The sequence below is a fragment of the Streptomyces sp. NPDC088157 genome, assembly GCF_044741545.1.
Lineage (GTDB): Bacteria > Actinomycetota > Actinomycetes > Streptomycetales > Streptomycetaceae > Streptomyces.
The window spans coordinates 81,248-96,251 of the sequence record NZ_JBIUSU010000002.1; the positions used below are offsets into that span (position 1 = coordinate 81,248).

Below are 15,004 nucleotides of genomic sequence, written 5' to 3' on the forward strand. Positions count from 1 at the left end.
GCTGAGGCACCTCGCACCGGAGGGGGGCGAACCGGCGCATCGGCGCTTCTTTCCGCGGCGGCTCTTCCGTCTGGCAGAAGCCGCCTTGCGGAGCCACCGCATGCCTCACGACCCTGAGTCCAACCACGGCAAGCGGGGCGAGGGCGCCCCGCACTCAGGGACGGGAACGCCATGCCGCACACCACCGCATTCGCCAGGAACCAGTGGTACGTCGCCGCCTACAGCTCCGAGGTGGGGCGCGAGGGGCTGCTCGGCCGGACGGTTCTCGGTGAGCCGCTCGTCTTCTACCGGACCGAGGAGGACGGGAGGCCCGTCGCGCTGCACGACCGCTGTGTGCACCGCCGGTTCCCGCTGTCGGAGAGCCGGCTGGACGGCGACCGCATCGTCTGCGGATACCACGGCTTCACGTACGACACGACCGGCGCCTGCGTGTACGTGCCGGGGCAGAAACGCATCCCGCGCACCGCCCGGGTCACCGCCTACCCGGTCGTCGAGCAGGACTCCCTGGTGTGGGTGTGGATCGGCGACCCGGCACTCGCCGACCCGCAGACGATCCCGCGCGCCCGGCACCTCGACTCCCCCGGCTGGACGACCGTCCGCGGCATGGAGCCCATCGACGCGGACTACGGGCTGCTCGTCGACAACCTCCTGGACCTCTCCCACGAGACGTACCTGCACGGCGGCTACATCGGCACCCCGGAGGTCGCCGAGACGCCGATCACCACCGAGGTCGACGAGGGCGCGGGGATCGTCCGGGTGAGCCGGCACATGGACGACGCCGAGTGCCCGCCGTTCTACGCCCGCTCCACCGGCATCGAGGGCCGGATCACCCGCTGGCAGGACATCGAGTACCACGCGCCCTGTCTGTACCTGCTGCACAGCCGGATCGCGCCGGTGGGCATCCTGCCCGAGGCGGACGGCAGCGACCCGAACGGCTTCCACACCGAGATCACGTACGCGATCACACCGTCCGCCGACGGCAAGGTGTACGACTTCTGGATGGTCTCGCGGGACTGGGCGACGGACGACGAGGAGGTCACCGAGTTCCTGCGCGGCAACAACCACACGGTGGTCATGCAGGACGTCGACGCGCTCAACCTCCTTCAGCGGACGCTCGGTTCGGAACGCACCGGCTACCAGGAGCTGAGCATCAACATCGACACCGGCGGTCTGGCCGCCCGCCGCATCCTCGCCCGGCTGGTGGAGGAGGGCGACAAGCCCGTGGAGAAGGTCCTGTGAGCACCGGTCCCACCGGCGAGATCTACCGCGTCGACTGGCTGCCGGGCACCGATGTGCTGCACGGTACCTGTCACTGCGGCGCCGAGCACACCGCGCAGGACCCGATCGAGATGTGGGAGTGGATGCTCGGCCACCCCGACGGACACCGGCCACGAGGAAACGACTCATGAGTGTGTACGAAGCCGAACTCGTCGTGGCAAGCCGTGAGTTCGCCGCCGACGGAGTGCTCGCCCTCACCCTGCGCCACCCGCTGGGCGAGCAGCTCCCCGCCTGGGAGCCAGGCGCCCATGTGGACCTCGTCCTCGGCCCGGAGCTGGAGCGCCAGTACTCGCTGTGCGGTGACCCGGCCGACCGTTCCGTCTGGCGGATCGCGGTGCTGCGCGAGCCGGCCGGACGCGGCGGATCCGCCCATGTGCACGAGCAGTTGGGGCAGGGCGACAAGGTCCGGGTGCGCGGCCCGCGCAACCACTTCGCGCTGCGCCCGGCCCCCCGCTACCGGTTCGTCGCGGGCGGCATCGGGATCACCCCCATTCTGCCGATGCTGGCGGCGGCCGAGGCGGCGGGCGCCGAGTGGAGCCTGCTCTACGGGGGCCGCAGCCGCGAATCCATGGCGTTCACCGCGGAGTTGGCGCCGTACGGCGACCGGGTCACCGTCGCCCCGCAGGACGAGGCCGGTCTGCTCGACCTCGGTTCCGTGCTCGACGCGCTGCCCGAGGGCACGCTCGTCTACTGCTGCGGTCCGGGACCGCTGCTGGACGCCGTCGAGGAGCGCTGTCCGGCGGGCGTGCTCCAGGTCGAGCGGTTCCAGGCGAAGGAGCAACAGACGGGCGAGGACGCCGAGTTCGAGGTCGAGCTGGCGCAGAGCGGCCGGACGCTGACCGTCGCGGCGGGGGTGTCCGTACTGGACACCGTGCGCGCGGCGGGCGTCGAGGTGCTCTACTCCTGCACGGAGGGCACCTGCGGCACCTGTGAGACCGACGTCCTCGAGGGCACCCCGGACCACCGGGACTCCGTCCTCGGTCCGCAGGAGCGGGAGGCCGGGGAGACGATGATGATCTGCGTGTCCCGGTGCCGGGGAAGGAAGCTCGTCCTGGATCTGTGATCCGGGGGGCGGCGACTCCCGCCGGGTCGGTGACCCGCGGGTCCATCGAAGCGGCGGTTCTCCCGCCGGTCGGTGACCCGCGGGTCCGCCCTCCTCGACTGTCAACAATTTCGTCAGCCAAACCCATTGACCCCGTCGGACGGCGGGCTCTACGTTCCCTGCACGCCAGTTGAGCACTACTGTGCGGTGTGCGCACAGCCTGTCGGAACACCGTTGTCTGCACAGGAGGAGCCTTGCGTCGTCTGCTCGCCGGTCTCGCGTCCGTCACCTTCCTGCTCGCCACGGCCGCCTGTGGCTCGTCCGACGACTCCGGTACGTCCACCGGGAGTTCGTCGTCGGGAGGCACCACGACCGTCAAACTCGGCCTCATCCCGATCGTCGACGTGGCGCCCGTCTATCTGGGCGTGAAACAGGGGTTCTACGAGAAGCGCGGTCTGAAGCTGTCGATCACCACCGCGCAGGGCGGCGCGGCGATCGTACCCGGCGTCGTCAGCGGCCAGTTCCAGTTCGGCTTCAGCAACATGACGTCCCTGATGGTGGCCCAGTCCAACAACGTTCCCGTGCAAGCCGTTTCGAACGGCATCGCCTCAACCGGCTTACAGGGGGAGGACTTCGGGGCGATCACGGTGAAGAAGGGAAGCCCACTCAAGTCCGCCAGGGACCTGGAGGGCAAGAGGGTCGCCATCAACACGCTCAAGAACATCAACGAGACCGCGGTGCGCGAGTCGGTGCGCAAGGCGGGCGGCGACCCGGACGAGGTGAAGTTCGTCGAGCTGGCCTTCGACCAGATGCCCGCCGCCCTGGACGGCGGGCAGATCGACGCGGCGATGGTCGTCGAACCGGCGCTGGCCACCATCAAGAGCCAGGGCGGCGTGGAGATCGCCTCACCGCTGGTGGACGTGGCGCCGAACCTCACCGTCGCCATGTACTTCACCTCCGCGCAGTACGCGCAGAAGAACCCGGACGTGGTGAAGAGGTTCCAGGAGGCCACCGCGGAGTCCCTCGCCTACGCCGACTCCCACCCGGACGAGGTCCGCGGGATCGTCACCACCTACACCAAGATCCCGGCATCGGTACTGGCACAGGTGACGCTGCCCAAGTGGCCCGCCGAGGCCAACCGTTCGTCGATCGAGGCACTGAAGAAGCTCGGCGAACGGGACAAGCTCTTCAAGTCGGCCCCGGACCTGGAGAAGCTGCTGCCGTGAGGGGCGCGAACCTCGTACTCGGTGCGGCCGGGCTCGCGGCCTTCCTCGCCCTGGGCGAGGCGGTGCCGCGGCTCGGGCTGGTCAAGGAGGCCTACTTCCCGCCGACCAGCCGCATCGCCGGCGCCCTGGCCGACGAACTCGCCGACCCCGCCTTCTGGACGGCGCTCGGCGACACCCTCACCGGCTGGGCCCTGGGCCTGGCGATCGCGGTGGGCGCCGGGATCGTGGCCGGCGTGATCATCTCGGTCGTCCCCCACCTCCGCGAGGCGACGGCCTCGACTGTCGAGTTCCTGCGCCCCATCCCGTCGGTGGCCCTGATCCCCCTCGCCGTGCTGCTGTACGGCACCGAACTGCGCTCGGTCCTGCTGCTGGTCGTCTACGCCTCCTTCTGGCAGATCCTGATCCAGGTCCTTTACGGCGTCCAGGACGTCGACCCGGTCGCCGAGGAGACCGCCCGCTCCTACGGGCTCGGCACCTGGGCGCGGGTCCGGCACGTGCTGTGGCCGACCGCGCTGCCGTACGTCATGACCGGCGTGCGGCTCGCGGCGGCCGTCGCGCTGATCCTCGTCATCACCGCCGAACTGGTCATCGGCGCACCGGGGTTGGGCGCGCGCATCGCTGTCGCGCAGACGTCTCAGGCGGTGCCCGAGATGTACGCCCTGATCGTGGTCACCGGGGTGCTTGGGCTGCTGATCAACGTGGGTGCCCGGACGGTGGAGCGGCGCGCGCTGGCCTGGCACCAGTCGGTGCGTGGAGAGGTGGCGGTGTGACCGAGTCACCCCCCACCCGAGCGAGATCGAGCGCCTGGCGGCGCGTCCTGCTTCGGTTGCTGTTCACGCTCGCCCTGCCGGCCGTACTGGTCAGCGTGTGGTGGGTGGCCTCCGACGGCAGCACGAACGTGTACTGGCCGCCCTTGCGCACGATCCTGAAGGCCTTCCCCGACGTGTGGACGGGCGAGCGGCTGCGCACCGACGTGCGGCCGAGCGTGCTGCGGCTCCTCGGCGGATACGCGACGGCGGCCGTCGTCGGGATCGCGCTGGGCTCGGTCATCGGCTCCTACCGCCGGGTGCGGGCGGTGTGCGAGCCGGTCCTGGAGTTCCTGCGGGCGGTGCCGCCGCCCGTCCTGGTGCCGGTCATCATGCTGTTCGCGGGCATCGGCGACACCATGAAGGTCGCCGTCATCGCGAGCGGCTGCGTATGGCCGGTCCTGCTCAACACCGTCGAAGGGGTACGGGCGGTGGACCCGGTGATGGCGGAGACGGCACGGTCGTACGGCATCACGGGCGTCGCCCGGTTGCGAAGCGTGGTCCTTCCCTCCGCGAGCCCGCAGATCTTCGCGGGGCTGCGTCAGGCCCTGTCGATCGGCATCATCCTGATGGTCATCAGCGAGATGTTCGCCGCGAGCAACGGGCTCGGCTTCACCATCGTGCAGTTCCAACGGGGTTTCGCCATCCCCGACATGTGGACCGGGATCCTGGTGCTCGGTCTCCTGGGCTTCGTTCTGTCCGTGCTCTTCCAGGTCGTCGAGCGTCGAGTGCTCGGCTGGTACCACGGTCTGCGCGCGGCCACCCGGCGGTCCCCGTGACCCTCGCGAAAGGGCGTTCCATGCACCCGCGTCTTGCAGTGTCCGGCCTGCGAAAGGTCTACGAAGGGTCCGGGCGCCGGGTCGAGGCGGTCCGCGACCTCACGTTCACCGTCGAGGCGGGCGAACTCGTCTGCCTCGTCGGCCCGTCGGGCTGCGGCAAGACGACCCTGTTGAAGTGCATGGGCGGGCTGCTCACGCCGACCTCCGGCGAAGTACTGTTGGAGGGAAGGAAGGTGACCGGACCACCGCCGGACATGGCCTTCGTCTTCCAGGAGTACGGGCGCAGCCTCTTCCCGTGGATGCGGGTCGGCGAGAACGTCGAACTGCCGCTCAAGCAGAAGGCGTTGCCCAAGGCCATGCGGCGGGAGCTGGTGGCGGACGCCCTGCGGTCGGTCGGACTGGAGGACGCGTTGTCCGCCTATCCGTGGCAGTTGTCGGGCGGGATGCAGCAGCGGGTGGCGATCGCCCGGGCGCTCGCCTACCGGCCCAGGGTCCTGCTGATGGACGAACCGTTCGCGGCAGTGGACGCGCAGACCCGCGCCGACCTGGAGGACCTCGTCCGGGGACTCTGGCGGGAGCGCGGGATCACCATCCTGTTCGTCACCCACGACATCGACGAGGCCGTCTACCTCGGCGAGCGGATCATCGTCCTGTCCGCCTCCCCCACGGTCGTACAGCAGCAGCTGAAGGTCGATCTCCCGCCGGAACGCGACCAGTTGCACACACGGGTGGCCCCGCGCTTCGCCGCACTGCGGACCCAGGTGTACGAGCAGATCCAGGCGGCGAAGCGCGGGGTACCCGTGGACCGCCTCACGAAGTCGAGTACGCCTTTGCCGGGTGTGTAGACGTCCTGCGAGCCGGTGGCCGTGGCCGGGCGGCCCTCGGCCAGGTTGCGGCCCGGGTCCGGGTCGGGGTTGCCCTGGCCGGGCTGCGGCCAGGGGTGGCCGTGGCCGCACCCGATGCCGGGGGCCGACCAGGGCGCCGTCGGCGACCTGAACGCCGACGGTGCCCGGTCAGGCCTCGGGGGCCGGGACCACGCTGAGGTGGCTCGCGGTGCGGCGCGCGGTGCGCGTCCTGCGGGGCGCCGGGGCCGGGCTGGTCGCGCGCAGCACCATGGTCAGCCGGGTGTACCCCAGGTCCTGCAGGGTCCTGGGGGTGTCGCAGACGATGCGGCACTCCGTGGCGCCCCAGCGCGGGTCGGGGTGCAGGAGGGGTCGGACCGCCCCGTCGTGCTCGACGGCCTCTTCGCCGACCACGCGGATCCAGTGCGGCAGCCCTTGCCGGTAGGCGGCCTCCATGATCGGATCCTGGGCGATGTCACGGCGGATCGTCTGCAGCCCGTGGTCGTGACCGTGCCGCTCCATGGCCGCGGCGAAACGGGCGAGCATCGGCAGGCACCAGACGGCCTCGTGGTCACCGAGGACCGAGGAGGCGTCGGGGTGGAAGAGGACGAACCGGAGGAAGTTGTCGCCCGGCAGCGCCGTCGGATGCGGGCCCACGTCCCGGAAAAGTGACGCGAAAGCGGCGTTGGAGAGAACGACGTCCCAGCGGTGGTCGAGGACCACGGACGGGAAGGGGACGGCCTCCAGGTACGTGGCGTAGTCCTGCAGGTACGCCTGCGCCTCGAGACTCTCGGGGACGGGCCGCGGTACGGACCGCTGCCCTCCTGCCTGATACGCCATCGGGAGGTCACCCCTCTTGCCTATGCGGCCTTCACGCGGCGCCCCGATCCTGCTGCCCCGACGCGAGCGGTGTCAACTATCGTGGCATTCGGCGCTTGTTGACGGCTGAAATTGGCCACAGTTGTGGCGAGACCTGGATGTGAGTTCGAAAGACCCGATACTCTCCACGCAGTTCACGGCGACCGTCTGTTTTGGTGATCGTGTGTCTGTGAGAGGGACGTGAGAGACCTAGGAGACCTGTCGGTGGCGGAGGATGGCTTCGAGGTTCCGGGCACCGCGGCGGCGCTGCTGCTGTCGGCCGTCGTCGCCCGCGTCGCCGCGCTCGCCGACCGGCTCGGTGTGCCGCACGCGGAGGTCTTCGGCACCGGGCGGCTGTCCGTCGCCTCCGGTGTCCCGGAGTCCGTGGTCAAGGCCCTGCTGAGCGGCCGGCCGGCCGGTGAGCCCGATGTGCAGGCCCGCTTCCTGCAGCGCCTGGACCTGCTGCGCCGTACACGGCTCAAGCCGAACGGCCGTAAGTACACCCAGCAGGAGATCGCCGACGGCGCCGGCATGTCGCGTCAGCAGGCGGGCGCCCTCATCAACGGCGACCGGCGCCCCACGATGGAGCACTGCGACGCCCTCCAGCGGTTCTTCCGCGTCCACGCCGGCTTCCTCACGGCCGAGGACCCTGAGGCGCTCGCGGGCGCCCTGCAGCACACCGAGCAGGATCTGCTCCAAAAGCTCGCCGCGCGGGAGGCGGCCGCGGCCGCCGAGGATCCGCTGGAGCGGCTGCTCCAGGACCACGGCGTGCGCGGGATCGCCTGGCGGGCCGCTCAGCTGCCCACCGACCAGCACCGCGACAAGGTCGCCGAGTGGCTGGACATGCTCCTGGAGAGCGTGAAGCGGCCCGAGTCGTGATCCGGGGGAGAAGCGTGAGCATCGCCAGGGAAATGCGCCGTCTCAGCGGCGAGTTGGTCGCGGAACTGACCCTCCCGGCCCCGGCCGCGCCGGCCGACCTGTACACCGCCCTGTGCGACGGGATGAGCAGACGGCGCGGGCGCCCCGTGCACTTCCGCACGGCCTGTTTCCCGACCGACACGGCCAGCGGACTGTGGCTCGACATGGCCGACCAGGACCTCGTCGTCGTCGAGGAACGCACCGCCCCCGACCACCAGTTGGTCATCCTGGGCCATGAGCTGTGGCACATGAAGGCGGGCCACTGCGGCGAGCACGTCGAGGGCGCCGCCGTCGCGGCCCGGTTACTCAGCGACGGGGCGGATCTCCAGGCGACGGTGCGCAGCGTCGCCGCGCGCACCCGTTTCGACCTGGCCGACGAGAAGGAGGCCGAGAGCTTCGGCCTGCTGCTGGCCAGCAAGTGCCGTGTCTGGCTGCCGGGTTCGTCACCCCGGGGGCGGGGTCAGCGAGACCACCTGGCCGGCCGGATCGAGGCGTCGCTGGGCTATCTGGGCCCGCAGAACTGAGTTCCCGGAGGACGTGACCGGGTCCGCCCGTACGGCGGTCAGGTCGCGCTGCGCTCGCTCTCCCCGCGCAGGTCCCGTGCCGCGCCGTCCGGGCCTCCCGTCGTCCCCGTCGCGGGCCGTCCCTCGCGCAGGAGCCGGCGCCAGTGCTCGCGGCTCCAGTCGGCCGGGGCCGTCGTGCGGGTGAACTCCTCGACGAGGGACCTGAACCGGGCGGGGTCGTTGTGGAACGGGAAGTGGCCGGCCCCTTCGAAGATCTCCAGTCGGCTGCCGGGCATCGCCGCGTGGGCGCCGTAAGCGTGCCGCACGGGCACCACGCTGTCCCGGTCGCCCCACAGCAGCATCGTCGGCATGCCGGCCGTCAGATAGCAGCGGTCGAGCATGGTCACGACCTGGCCGCGCCAGTCGACGACCGCGCGCAGGGTGCGGATGAAGGCGTTGCGGGCGGTCTCGTCCGGCAGGGCGTCGACGAGGTGGAGCAGGTCGGGGGCGTCCTGGCCGAGATCGGTGTCCAGCAGCTTCATCAGGCCGACGGCCAGGCCGACCTGGAACCGCGCGCCCGGCAACCGGAGGGCGGACAGCGCCAGATGGGCGCCGGGCAGCGAGACCAGTCGCAGGGCGGGGTTGACCTCCCGGCCGACTCCGCCCGCGCTGACGAGGATCAGCCGTTCGGTGCGCTCGGGGAACTGGTAGGCGAACTGCATCGCCACTCCCCCGCCCAGCGAATGCCCGACCAGGGTCGCCGACTCGATGTCGAGCGTACTGAGCAGATCACGCAGGCCGTTGGCGTACGCGGCCACCGAGTAGTCGGCGCGGGGCTTGTCGGAGGCGCCGTGGCCGAGGAGGTCGGGGGCGATGACGGTGTGGGTGCGGGCGAGGTCGGGGATCAGTTCGGCCCAGGTCGCCGAGGAGTCGCCGATGCCGTGGATGAGGACCAGCGCCGGGCCCTCCCCGGCCATGCGGAAGGCGCGCCGGTAGCCGTGCACGACCCGGTACTGCAACTCCAGTTCGCCGTCGCCCACCGAGCGCAGCCGGGTGGCGCGCGCCGGGCGCCGCTGTGGGATCTCGACCACCCGCTCGCCTCCTGTACTCCTGGCCGCCGACGGTCCGCGGCAAGCCCGTCACACCAGCCTAGAACCCCTTCCCGTCAGGGGATTTCAAGGAGGTTTCGCCTGCGCTAAGCGGGCGAACCGATGCCGGGTCGGGCCGGATTGTCAGTGGGGGGCGGCAAGCTGGGGGGTGCGCCGCCGCACGGGGGCGCACGCGCCGCCAGGCGCGGGGGACACGACGCCGACACGGGGAGAGCCGACCGATGCCCACTGCCGTACTGACCGACCGCGAGCGCACCGCCGTACAGGCCTACCTGCGACTGCTGCACACCGTGCGTGCCGCCCTCGGCGACGAGGGGGACGCCAAGGGCGCCGGCGCCCCCGGCCCGCCGTACGACCGGCTCCCTCCGGTGTTCCCGTCCGCCGTTCTGGCCGAGGCGGACCAGGCCCTGGCCGACGCCGGCCTCGCGGGCAACGAGGAGGAGTTCTTCCGGCTGCTGCGGAGCTGGTGCCCGGCTCAGTGATCCCCGAAGGCGGCCGCCTCAGCCGTGGTGCACCGTGACCGCGGTGGCCACCAGACCCCGCCGGACGGTCCAGCGGCCGTCGAAGTGCCCGAGCCGGCGGCCGCCGACCACCGGCCCGGGGACGAGCAGCCGGGCACGGAAGGCACCGTGCCGGCCCCCGGCGGGGCCGACGGCGGTCGCGGGGACGAGGTCGATGTCCGCCTCGCTGAAGTCCAGCCACTTGCGGGTGAGGGGGAACCACGCCTTGTAGACGGACTCCTTGGCGCTGAACAGCAGCCGGTCCCAGTGCACCTCGGGACTCCCCGCGGCCAGTGCGCCCAGCCGCTCCGCCTCCGCGGGCAGGGCTACGGCGGACAGGACACCCTCGGGAAGGGGCTCGTGGGGTTCCGCGTCGATGCCGAGGGAGGCCAGGTCGGCGGCCCGGACCAGGGCGGCCGCGCAGTAGCCCTCGCAGTGGGTCATGCTGCCGGTGAGGCCGTCCGGCCAGTGCGGGGCGCCGCGCTCGCCGGGCAGCACGGGCTGCGCGGGCACGCCGAGCTTCTCCATGGCGCGCCGCGCGCAGGCCCGTACGACGGTGAACTCGCGGCGGCGCTTGGCGACCGCCCGCGCCACCAGCGCCTCCTCCTGCGGGTACAGCGGGGCGTCCCCGAACTCGCGGACGCCCTCCTCGCCGAAGGCCTCCACCGCCACCACCGACTCCGGCAACAGTTCCCCGATCACTCGGCCTCGGCCTCCCTGGGCAGGATGCGGCGCAGCCGGCCCGGCGGCTGCGCGCGTTTGCGCCATTCGCGGGGATAGCCCACCGACACCTCCTCGAAGCGGACGCCCTCGTGCCAGGTGGTCCGGGGGATGTGGAGGTGGCCGTAGACCATGGTCTCGATCCGGAACCTGCGGTGCCAGTCTGCCGTCAGCCCGGTCCCGCACCACATGGCGAACTCGGGGTGCCACAGCACGTCCATCGGGTGCCGGTGCAGCGGGTAGTGGTTGACGGGGACGACGGGCAGGTCGTCGGGGATCTCGGCGAGCCGCCGTTCGGTCTCGGCGACGCGGGCCCGGCACCAGGCCTCGCGGGTCGGATACGGGTCGGGGTGCAGCAGGTACTCGTCGTTGCAGACGATGCCGGTGCCCTCCGCGTAGGCCAGCCCCTCCTCCTTGGTGGCGCAGCCGGCCGGGAGGAACGAGTAGTCGTACAGCAGGAACAGCGGCGCGACGACCGCCGGCCCGCCGGGGCCCTCCCACACCGGGTAGGGGTCCTCGGGCGTGGTGACGCCCAGGTCGCGGCAGACGTCGACGAGGTGCTCGTAGCGGGCGACCCCGCGCAGGGTGACCGGGTCCGCGGGGTGGGTCCAGAGCTCGTGGTTGCCGGGGACCCAGACGACCTTGCGGAAACGGCCGGCGAGGGTCTTGAGCGCCCAGCGGATGTCGGCCACGTTCTCCGAGACGTCGCCGGCGACCAGCAGCCAGTCCTCGTCCGTCTCCGGGGCCATGGCCTCGACCAGAGCGCGGTTCTCCGGATATCCGATGTGCAGATCGCTGACGGCCAGCAGCCGTCCGGCGCCCCCGCCCGTCGACGTCACCCTCCGCCCCCGCTCACTCGCCCACGCTCCGCGTTCTCACGAATACACCAGTGTCACCACGAGAACACATTCACGCCTGCGGGACAAGGTCGGACCGGGCCCCCCGGCGGGCTCCGCCCCGGCCCCACCTGCGCGGGAGCGCGCCTCTACCCGAACACACGCCTCACGTGAACAAGATCGGAAATTCCGTAACACGCGCGTTGCACGCCGCACCCCGGGGAAGCCGTATGATCGCCCCAACACCACCGCCATGGACGTCCCTTCACGCAGGGCGGTTTGGTGACCCCCAATCCCCCTGCCCGGGCCGGGCCCGCTTTGCCCTGCCCGCGAACCGTGAAAGGCGGCCTGCATGGTCTCTCGCGTACGCGTCTGGCTCAACCGCACGTACGCGGAGAACGTGTTCTTCACGGATCAGCTGCGACGAAATCCCAGTGACCGCGCGGTCGAGATCCACGCCACCCACGGCGACGCCGATTCCCCCGTACTGGCCGCCGCCGACACCGCCGAGCTGGAGCCGGAGGGTCTCTCCCCGGCCGCGTACGTCGAGTACGCCCTCGCGCAGTGCAAGCGACGCAGCATCGACGTGTTCGTGCCCCGCCTGCACCAGGCGGCCGTCGTGGCTCACCGCGCCGACTTCGACGCGGTCGGCACCGCGCTGCTGGCGCCGCCGCCGGAGGCCGTCGCCGTCTTCCACGACAAGGTGATCGCGTACGAGGCCGTGCAGGCGATCGGCGTGCCCGTGCCGCCGTGGTACCGGGTCCGGACCGCCACCGAACTCGTGGCCGCGGTGGACGAGTTGGAGGAGGCAGGGCACCGGGCGTGCTTCAAGCCGGCGTCCGGCGCGGGCGGGGTGGGCTTCCGTATGATCACCCGCGCGCCCTTCTCCCTGACACACCTGAGCGGCTTCCCGAGCCCGTACGTCCAGCTCGACATGGTGGTCGAGGCGCTGAAGCAGGCCGAGGACCGGGGCGAGGAGCAGGTCGACTGGCTGGTCATGCCGCGGCTGGAGCAGCCGGAGGTGTCCGTGGACTGCCTCACGGGGCCGGACAACATGCTGCGGATGGCCATCGGCCGGACGAAGAACGGCCGCCGCCGGGGCTTCACCCTGCACGAGCAGTGGCTGGAGCCCGCGCGGCTCATCGCCGAGGGCTTCGGGCTGCACTACCTGTCCAACATCCAGTTCCGGATGTTCGGCGACCGGCCGGTCCTGATGGACGTCAACACCCGCCCGGCCGGCGGCCTGCACCAGCTGTCGCTGTGCGGTGTCAACGCCCCGTGGGCCGCCGTGCAGTTGGCGTTGGGTGAGGACCCGGGCGAGATCATGCCGCCGTTCCTGGGGCAGGACTACACGGTGGTGTCGGGACCGCGGCCGCTCCGCACGGTCACGCTGCCGCACCAGCGGGTGGAGGAGACCGCCGAGCCGCTGCTGCCGGCCGTTCCCGCGCCCGCCGAGTCCGTCGAGGTGACCACCGCGGGCGCCGCGCAGGCGCTGCCGCTCTAGGGAAGACCGGGACAGAGCTTCCGATCACCGGTATGGACCAATTCCGTCTCTCTCCTTGACAGACGGATTGGTCCATACCAACTTTGTTGCGCACCCCTTGCACTCCCCTGCACTCCCGAACACCCCCATTCCTTCAGGGAGATCGCGTGCGCACCAGACCCCTCGGACGCCCATGGCGTCGCTTCCTCGCCCTGCTCGGCACCGCCGGTCTCGCCCTCGCCGGGGCCGTGGCCCTGCCGGGCACCGCCCAGGCGGCCAACATCCTCACCAACCCCGGTCTCGAGTCGGGCTCCCTCTCGCCCTGGTCCTGTACGGGCAACCTCGGCTCCGTCGTGTCCTCGCCCACCCACGGCGGCTCCAAGGCCCTCGCGGGGGCGGTGAGTTCGAGTGACATCGCCAAGTGCAGCCAGACCGTCTCCGTCCGGCCGAACACCACGTACGCGCTGACCGGCTGGGTGCGCGGCTCCTACGTCTACCTCGGCGTCGACGGCGGCGCCTCCACCTGGACGTCGTCGCCGTCGGCGTACAGCCCGCTGTCGGTGTCCTTCACCACGGGGACCTCGCAGACCAGCGCCACGATCTACGTCCACGGCTGGTACGCCCAGGGCACCTACTACGCCGACGACGTCAGCCTCGACGGGCCGGGCGGCGGCGGAGGCTCCGACACCCAGGCGCCGACCGCGCCCGGCGGACTGACCTCGACCGGCAAGACGTCCTCCAGCGTGTCGCTGTCCTGGAACGCCGCCACCGACAACGTCGGCGTCACGGCCTACGACGTGTACAGCGGGTCCGCCCGGGTGCTCACCGTCTCCGGTACGTCCGCCACGGTCAGCGGGCTGTCCGCGAGCACCGGGTACACCTTCACCGTGAGGGCGCGTGACGCCGCCGGGAACACGTCCGCGGCCTCCGACTCCGTGAGCGTCACGACCAACGCGGGCAGTGGCGGCGGAACCGGGTTCAAGCAGGCCGCGCCCTACCTGTTCGAGGGCTGGGGCGATCCGCCGAGCGTGTCCACGGTGATGAGCTCGACCGGCATCAAGTGGTTCACGATGGCGTTCATGCTGGACGGGGGCGGCTGCAACCCGATGTGGGACAGCAACCGGCCGCTGACCGGCGGGGTCGACCAGAGCGTGATCAACCAGGTCCGCTCGGCGGGCGGTGACATCGTGCCCTCGTTCGGCGGCTGGCAGGGCAGCAAGCTCGGCGCCAACTGCTCCTCGGCGAGCGCGCTGGCGGCCGCGATCCAGAAGGTGATCGACGCCTACTCGCTCAAGGCGATCGACATGGACATCGAGAACACGGACGAGTTCGAGAACGAGGCCGTGCAGGCACGGATCCTCACCGCCCTCAAGACGGTGAAGGCGAACAACCCCGGCCTGAAGACCATCGTCACCTTCGGGACGTCCACGACCGGGCCGACCTACTACGGCAACCGGCTCGTCGAGCAGGCCAAGTCGCTCGGCGCCGACATCGACGTCTTCACCATCATGCCGTTCGACTTCGGCGGCGGCTCGGACATGTACGGCAACACCGTGAACGCCACGGAGGGGCTGAAGAACAAGCTGAAGTCCACCTTCGGCTGGGACGACGCCACCGCCTACGCGCACATCGGCATCTCCGGCATGAACGGGCTGTCCGACCAGCAGGAGAACACCACACCGGCGATCTGGACCCAGATCCGCGACTGGGCCAACTCCCACCACATCGCCCGGCTCGCCTACTGGGCCGTCAACCGCGACCGTCCGTGCCCGGGCGGCGGCGTGGTGAGCAACTGCTCCGGTATCAGCCAGAGCACCTGGCAGTTCACCTCGATCACGGCCGGCTTCACCGGCTGAACATGCCGGACGTGAGCGACGGTCCCCCGGACCCCGGTCCGGGGGACTTTGTTCGACGAGGGGTGTATCAGGATCCCGGGAGCCCGCTCTTAAGGGTGAAGGGCCCCACGGGGGAGCAACAGGGGGAAGGAACGGGGCCCGGGGGGAAGCACGGGGATCAACGGGGGAAGACCGGGAATCGACGGGGGATTCCCGGCGGTACGGGGGATCGGGCCGGTCGGCCGCTGTCACGGGGAGCGGCCGACCGA

Annotated in this window: 16 protein-coding genes; 12 read left to right on the forward strand and 4 right to left on the reverse strand. The window is 71.1% G+C overall.

Features of this window, described 5'->3' with window-relative positions; translation table 11 throughout:
- Positions 1–171 precede the first annotated feature (171 nt).
- The 7 genes from ACIPFH_RS06780 (at position 172) to ACIPFH_RS06810 (ending at position 5,976) form a co-directional block, all read left to right on the forward strand.
- Entirely contained in the window at positions 172–1,239 is a 1,068-nt protein-coding gene (locus ACIPFH_RS06780; protein ID WP_356254138.1) for an aromatic ring-hydroxylating dioxygenase subunit alpha, read from the forward strand.
- Positions 1,236–1,409, forward strand: coding sequence for a hypothetical protein (locus ACIPFH_RS06785; RefSeq protein WP_401823914.1), 174 nt, complete (start codon positions 1,236–1,238; stop codon positions 1,407–1,409). The genes ACIPFH_RS06780 and ACIPFH_RS06785 overlap by 4 nt, the downstream gene beginning before the upstream one ends.
- Positions 1,406–2,341: a PDR/VanB family oxidoreductase gene (locus tag ACIPFH_RS06790; RefSeq protein WP_401823916.1), complete on the forward strand. Its 936-nt coding sequence runs from the start codon at positions 1,406–1,408 to the stop codon at positions 2,339–2,341. The genes ACIPFH_RS06785 and ACIPFH_RS06790 overlap by 4 nt, the downstream gene beginning before the upstream one ends.
- A 233-nt stretch (positions 2,342–2,574) precedes the next feature.
- Entirely contained in the window at positions 2,575–3,546 is a 972-nt protein-coding gene (locus tag ACIPFH_RS06795; protein ID WP_401823918.1) for an ABC transporter substrate-binding protein, read from the forward strand.
- Positions 3,543–4,316, forward strand: coding sequence for an ABC transporter permease (locus tag ACIPFH_RS06800; RefSeq protein ID WP_356262342.1), 774 nt, complete (start codon positions 3,543–3,545; stop codon positions 4,314–4,316). The genes ACIPFH_RS06795 and ACIPFH_RS06800 overlap by 4 nt, the downstream gene beginning before the upstream one ends.
- The gene (locus ACIPFH_RS06805) at positions 4,313–5,131 is read left to right on the forward strand and encodes an ABC transporter permease (RefSeq protein ID WP_401823921.1); all 819 of its coding nucleotides are present in this window, start codon (positions 4,313–4,315) and stop codon (positions 5,129–5,131) included. The genes ACIPFH_RS06800 and ACIPFH_RS06805 overlap by 4 nt, the downstream gene beginning before the upstream one ends.
- 20 nt (positions 5,132–5,151) lie before the next feature.
- Positions 5,152–5,976: an ABC transporter ATP-binding protein gene (locus ACIPFH_RS06810; protein ID WP_401823924.1), complete on the forward strand. Its 825-nt coding sequence runs from the start codon at positions 5,152–5,154 to the stop codon at positions 5,974–5,976.
- 168 nt (positions 5,977–6,144) lie between these two features.
- Here ACIPFH_RS06810 and ACIPFH_RS06815 read toward each other — a convergent pair whose 3' ends face one another.
- On the reverse strand, positions 6,145–6,813 hold the full coding sequence (locus ACIPFH_RS06815; protein WP_401823926.1) for a hypothetical protein: 669 nt from the start codon (positions 6,811–6,813) through the stop codon (positions 6,145–6,147).
- 243 nt (positions 6,814–7,056) lie between these two features.
- Here ACIPFH_RS06815 and ACIPFH_RS06820 point away from each other — a divergent pair, with 243 nt between their 5' ends.
- A complete protein-coding gene (locus tag ACIPFH_RS06820; protein ID WP_356262330.1) occupies positions 7,057–7,710 on the forward strand; it encodes a helix-turn-helix transcriptional regulator in 654 nt (217 codons plus the stop codon).
- A 32-nt stretch (positions 7,711–7,742) separates the two neighbouring features.
- Positions 7,743–8,273 carry a toxin-antitoxin system, toxin component gene (locus tag ACIPFH_RS06825; RefSeq protein WP_356262348.1) on the forward strand — a complete coding sequence of 177 codons (531 nt, stop codon included), beginning with the start codon at positions 7,743–7,745 and terminating at the stop codon, positions 8,271–8,273.
- A gap of 38 nt (positions 8,274–8,311) precedes the next feature.
- On the opposite strand, the gene ACIPFH_RS06830 is transcribed toward ACIPFH_RS06825, so the two are convergent.
- A complete protein-coding gene (locus ACIPFH_RS06830; protein WP_356262327.1) occupies positions 8,312–9,343 on the reverse strand; it encodes an alpha/beta fold hydrolase in 1,032 nt (343 codons plus the stop codon).
- Between the two features lie 239 nt (positions 9,344–9,582).
- On the opposite strand from ACIPFH_RS06830, the gene ACIPFH_RS06835 reads away from it, so the two are divergent.
- Complete coding sequence (locus ACIPFH_RS06835; protein ID WP_401823928.1) at positions 9,583–9,843, forward strand: hypothetical protein; 261 nt, start codon at positions 9,583–9,585, stop codon at positions 9,841–9,843.
- 18 nt (positions 9,844–9,861) lie between these two features.
- Here ACIPFH_RS06835 and ACIPFH_RS06840 read toward each other — a convergent pair whose 3' ends face one another.
- Together ACIPFH_RS06840 and ACIPFH_RS06845 are read right to left on the reverse strand one after the other, a co-directional pair.
- Complete coding sequence (locus ACIPFH_RS06840; protein WP_401823929.1) at positions 9,862–10,563, reverse strand: 4'-phosphopantetheinyl transferase; 702 nt, start codon at positions 10,561–10,563, stop codon at positions 9,862–9,864.
- The gene (locus tag ACIPFH_RS06845) at positions 10,560–11,420 is read right to left on the reverse strand and encodes a metallophosphoesterase family protein (RefSeq protein WP_401823931.1); all 861 of its coding nucleotides are present in this window, start codon (positions 11,418–11,420) and stop codon (positions 10,560–10,562) included. The genes ACIPFH_RS06840 and ACIPFH_RS06845 overlap by 4 nt, the downstream gene beginning before the upstream one ends.
- A 349-nt stretch (positions 11,421–11,769) precedes the next feature.
- Between ACIPFH_RS06845 and ACIPFH_RS06850 the strand changes: the two genes are divergently transcribed.
- Together ACIPFH_RS06850 and ACIPFH_RS06855 are read left to right on the forward strand one after the other, a co-directional pair.
- Positions 11,770–12,921 (forward strand): ATP-grasp domain-containing protein, encoded by a 1,152-nt coding sequence (locus ACIPFH_RS06850; RefSeq protein WP_401823932.1) that lies wholly within the window; start codon positions 11,770–11,772, stop codon positions 12,919–12,921.
- A gap of 146 nt (positions 12,922–13,067) precedes the next feature.
- On the forward strand, positions 13,068–14,756 hold the full coding sequence (locus ACIPFH_RS06855) for a fibronectin type III domain-containing protein (RefSeq protein ID WP_401823934.1): 1,689 nt from the start codon (positions 13,068–13,070) through the stop codon (positions 14,754–14,756).
- Positions 14,757–15,004: the final 248 nt, after the last annotated feature.

Bases quoted from the DNA above. Each gene is read 5' to 3' on its own strand.
- ACIPFH_RS06850 (WP_401823932.1), top strand. From the start codon at position 11,770: ATGGTCTCTCGCGTACGCGTCTGGCTCAACCGCACGTACGCGGAGAAC.
- ACIPFH_RS06810 (WP_401823924.1), top strand. From the start codon at position 5,152: ATGCACCCGCGTCTTGCAGTGTCCGGCCTGCGAAAGGTCTACGAAGGG.
- ACIPFH_RS06780 (WP_356254138.1), top strand. From the start codon at position 172: ATGCCGCACACCACCGCATTCGCCAGGAACCAGTGGTACGTCGCCGCC.
- ACIPFH_RS06835 (WP_401823928.1), top strand. From the start codon at position 9,583: ATGCCCACTGCCGTACTGACCGACCGCGAGCGCACCGCCGTACAGGCC.
- ACIPFH_RS06790 (WP_401823916.1), top strand. From the start codon at position 1,406: ATGAGTGTGTACGAAGCCGAACTCGTCGTGGCAAGCCGTGAGTTCGCC.
- ACIPFH_RS06815 (WP_401823926.1), bottom strand. From the start codon at position 6,813: ATGGCGTATCAGGCAGGAGGGCAGCGGTCCGTACCGCGGCCCGTCCCC.
- ACIPFH_RS06825 (WP_356262348.1), top strand. From the start codon at position 7,743: ATGCGCCGTCTCAGCGGCGAGTTGGTCGCGGAACTGACCCTCCCGGCC.